General features: G+C 49.4%; 4 protein-coding genes. All 4 read left to right on the plus strand.

Going from position 1 to position 3554, the window contains the following annotated elements; genetic code table 11:
• The coding region (locus tag Q0095_RS02030; protein WP_297880891.1) for a tetraacyldisaccharide 4'-kinase at positions 1-614 on the plus strand (614 nt) is incomplete at its 5' end.
• A gap of 18 nt (positions 615-632) precedes the next feature.
• A complete protein-coding gene (gene argB / locus Q0095_RS02035; RefSeq protein ID WP_297880893.1) occupies positions 633-1490 on the plus strand; it encodes an acetylglutamate kinase in 858 nt (285 codons plus the stop codon).
• A 121-nt stretch (positions 1491-1611) separates the two neighbouring features.
• On the plus strand, positions 1612-3165 hold the full coding sequence (gene thrC, locus Q0095_RS02040; protein ID WP_297880895.1) for a threonine synthase: 1554 nt from the start codon (positions 1612-1614) through the stop codon (positions 3163-3165).
• Positions 3162-3554 (plus strand): NTP transferase domain-containing protein (locus Q0095_RS02045; RefSeq protein ID WP_297880898.1); only part of this gene is annotated, 393 nt, incomplete at its 3' end. The genes thrC and Q0095_RS02045, both read left to right, overlap by 4 nt.

A 3554-nucleotide genomic window follows, 5' to 3' on the forward strand; every position in this document is an offset into this window, starting at 1 on the left:
TCTTGCTACGCCCGCAAAGCGCGCCAAAGCTGCCCTTTTGCCTGCCATTAGCCGCGTATCGCTACCCGCCGTTTTTTTATAAATTTGCAGATTTCATACCCGCTCCGAGCGACATCTCGCAGGAGCTTAAAATCGTTTCGGCGGCGGATCTGCAAGAGGGGCTAAACGGCACGGATGAAATTTCAAATCTTGCGGATGAAAATTCAAATTCCACCGCAAATAAAATTTCGGATTTAAATTTAAATCGCGCCGTAGATGAAATTTCAAATTTAAACCCAGCCGCTGCGGATAAAATTTTAAATTCCAAAGAGGCTGGTTTTGAAAAATCCCGCACGATCTTAATCAGCGCTATCGCCAAGCCTTGGCGTTTGCAAGAGTTTTTGCCGCTCGCAAAAGCTCACGCATTTTTCCCCGATCATTATGATTTTAAAAAGGAGCAGATTTTAGAGCTGCTAAGGCGCGAGGGCGCGGAGCATATCCTATGCACGGCGAAAGATTACGTGAAATTAAGGGATTTTGGCGCGGAAATTTCGGTGATTTTGCTAAATTTAAAGCTAAGCGAAAACTTTATCCGCAAAATTCAAAACTACATAAACCAAGCTATGATAAAATAAGGTTTTTAAAGGAATTTTATGATAAAAAAGAGCAAAACCGCCGAAGTAATCATCTCCGCGCTGCCCTATATCCGTAAATTTAGAGATAAAATTTTCGTCGTCAAATACGGCGGCGCGGCGCAAACCGACGATCTGCTCAAGCTTGATTTTGCCCGCGATATCGTGCTTTTGCATATGGTCGGCATCAAAATCATCGTCGTGCACGGCGGCGGCAAAAAGATCAATCAGACCCTGGATAAGATCGGCGTGCAGAGCGAGTTTAAGGACGGTCTTCGCGTAACGAATAAAGACGCGATCGAAATTACCGAGATGGTGCTAAGCGGCGCGGTAAATAAAGAGATCACAGCGCTTTTGAACCAAAACGGCGCGCCCGCGATCGGCATCAGCGGCAAGGACGGTGGGCTTTTGAAGGCAAAATTTCTCGATGAGAAAAAATACGGCTTCGTAGGCGAGGTCACCGAGGTAAATACCAAGCTGATAAATGACCTGCTGCAAAAGGACTATCTGCCGGTGATCGCCCCGCTTGCGGGCGGCGAGGCGGACGAAAACGTGAGTTTTAATATCAACGCCGATCTCTGCGCCAGCAGGATCGCAGCCGCGCTAAAAGCGAGCAAGGCGATATTTTTAAGCGACATTGACGGCGTGCTTGATAAAGAGGGAAATTTAATCAGCAAGCTTGATGCTGCGCTTATTTCGAAGCTTAAAAAGGACGGCACGATCGCAGGCGGCATGATCCCAAAGGTCGATGCGTGCCTGCAATGCGTGCGAAACGGCGCAAGTGCCGCGCATATCATAAACGGCAAAATTCCGCACTCGATCCTGCTTGAGCTTTTCACAGACGGCGGCATAGGAAGTTTGATAAAGGAAGAAATTTAGGCGCGAGCGCGGAAGCGGCAGGCTTAAAGCGGCAATGCCGCAAGTCCGCGCAAAAAGCCTAAGCGATCAAATTTAAAGCGCCTAGGCGGGCGTAAATTTTAAAATTTTAAAAAGGAAAAAGATGAAACTAGTTTGCACGAGAGATTTTTCGCAAAAAGCGGATCTTAGCTACGCGCTGCTAAATCCGAGCGCGAACGGCGGCGGGCTTTTCAGCCCCGAGAGGCTGCCGCTTTTGAGCGAGGATTTTTTTAAGCAGTGCGAGGATCTGAGCTACAAACAGATCGCGCTTAAAATCATTGAAAGCTTAGATTTTGACGTAAGCAGCGAGGTCTTTGAGAGCGCGCTAAAGCGCTACGATAAATTTGAAAACCCCGCCTGCCCCGTCCAGATCAAAAAACTAAGCGAAAACGCCTATATTTTGGAGCTTTACCACGGCCCGACGCTTGCATTTAAGGATATGGCGCTACAGCCCTTCGGCGCGCTTTTAAAAAGCATCGCAAAATCCAGAGGTGAGAAATTCTTAATAATGTGCGCCACGAGCGGCGACACGGGGCCTGCGACGCTGGAGGCTTTTGCGGACGACGAGAATATCAAAGCGGTCTGCCTCTACCCGCAGGGCGGCACGAGCGAGATACAGCGCCAGCAGATGGTCAAACAAAGCGCGACAAATCTTAAAATTTTAGGCGTGCGCGGCAACTTCGACGATACGCAACGCGCGCTAAAATCACTACTGGCTGATGAGGATTTCAAAAACGAGCTCGCGCGGGCGAATTTAAACTTAAGCGCCGCAAACTCGGTAAATTTCGGCAGAATTTTATTTCAGATCATCTACTACCTCTACGCTAGCATCTATTTCTCAAAGCACGGCGTATTGAGCCCCGAGCAAAATTTAAAGCAAAGCGATCAGTGCCAGGCGTGCAGTCAAAATTTAGACGCCGCAGCGGGTGCAAACAGCGCGCAGAGCGTAAAACAGAGCGCTAAATTTAACACATTCGACGTCATAGTGCCTAGCGGAAATTTCGGCAACGCGCTGGGAGCGTATTTCGCCAAAAAAATGGGCGCAAAGATCGGCAAAATCAAGATCGCTTCAAACGCGAACAATATCCTGACCGAGCTTTTTACGAGCGGGATCTACGATCTACGCGGGCGCGAGCTCATCCGCACGATCAGCCCTGCGATGGATATTTTAGTTAGCTCCAACGTCGAGCGGCTGCTTAGCGATATGTTCGGCGATGCGCGCACGAACGAGCTGATGCAGAGCCTGGCGCGAGATAAATTTTATAAGCTTAGCGCGAGCGAACTTGCGAAGCTGCGCGAGATTTTTGAGGCGGATTTTTGCGACGATGCGCAGTGCGCTAAGTTTATCAAGCAAGAAAGCAGCCGCGGCGTGCTGATCGATCCGCACACGGCGACCTGCTTTAAGCTGCTTGACGAAAGCCGCCTAAATCTCGTCATCTCGACCGCAAAGTGGATCAAATTTACGCCGTCGATGATCGGCGCGATCAAAGGCAGGGCTTGCGAGGATGAGCGAGCTGATATGATCGCGCTTTCGAAGGAATTTCGCAGCGACATTCCGCCGCAGATCTCGCGCCTTTTTAGCGCGCCGCAGGTACACTCCAGCGTCGTGGAGCAAAGCGAGATCAAAAACGCCATAATGGAATGGATAAAAAAATGATAGTAATCCCCGCGCGCCTTGCTTCGACGCGCTTTAAAAATAAAATTTTATGTGAGTTTGGCGGCGTGCCGATGTTTATCAAAACGGCTCAAAATGCCGCAAAGGCGGACCGCGTGCTAATCGCCGTGGATGAGCCGCAAATTTTAAAGATCGCGCAAGATTACGGCTTTGACGCCGTTCTCACCGCGCGCGAGCATCAAAGCGGCACCGATCGGATCAATGAAGCGGTCGCAAACGCAGCGCTTGCGGAGGATGAGATCATCATCAATATCCAAGCCGACGAGCCTTTTTTCGAGAGCGAAAATTTGATTAAATTTAAAGATTTCGCCAGCGTTGCGATTACGCAAAAGGGCGCATTTATGGCGAGCTGCTACAAATACATAAGCCCT

Origin of the sequence: uncultured Campylobacter sp., assembly GCF_938045535.1 — a bacterium.
Classification (GTDB): Bacteria; Campylobacterota; Campylobacteria; order Campylobacterales; family Campylobacteraceae; genus Campylobacter_B.

Bases quoted from the DNA above. Each gene is read 5' to 3' on its own strand.
- argB (WP_297880893.1), top strand. From the start codon at position 633: ATGATAAAAAAGAGCAAAACCGCCGAAGTAATCATCTCCGCGCTGCCC.
- thrC (WP_297880895.1), top strand. From the start codon at position 1,612: ATGAAACTAGTTTGCACGAGAGATTTTTCGCAAAAAGCGGATCTTAGC.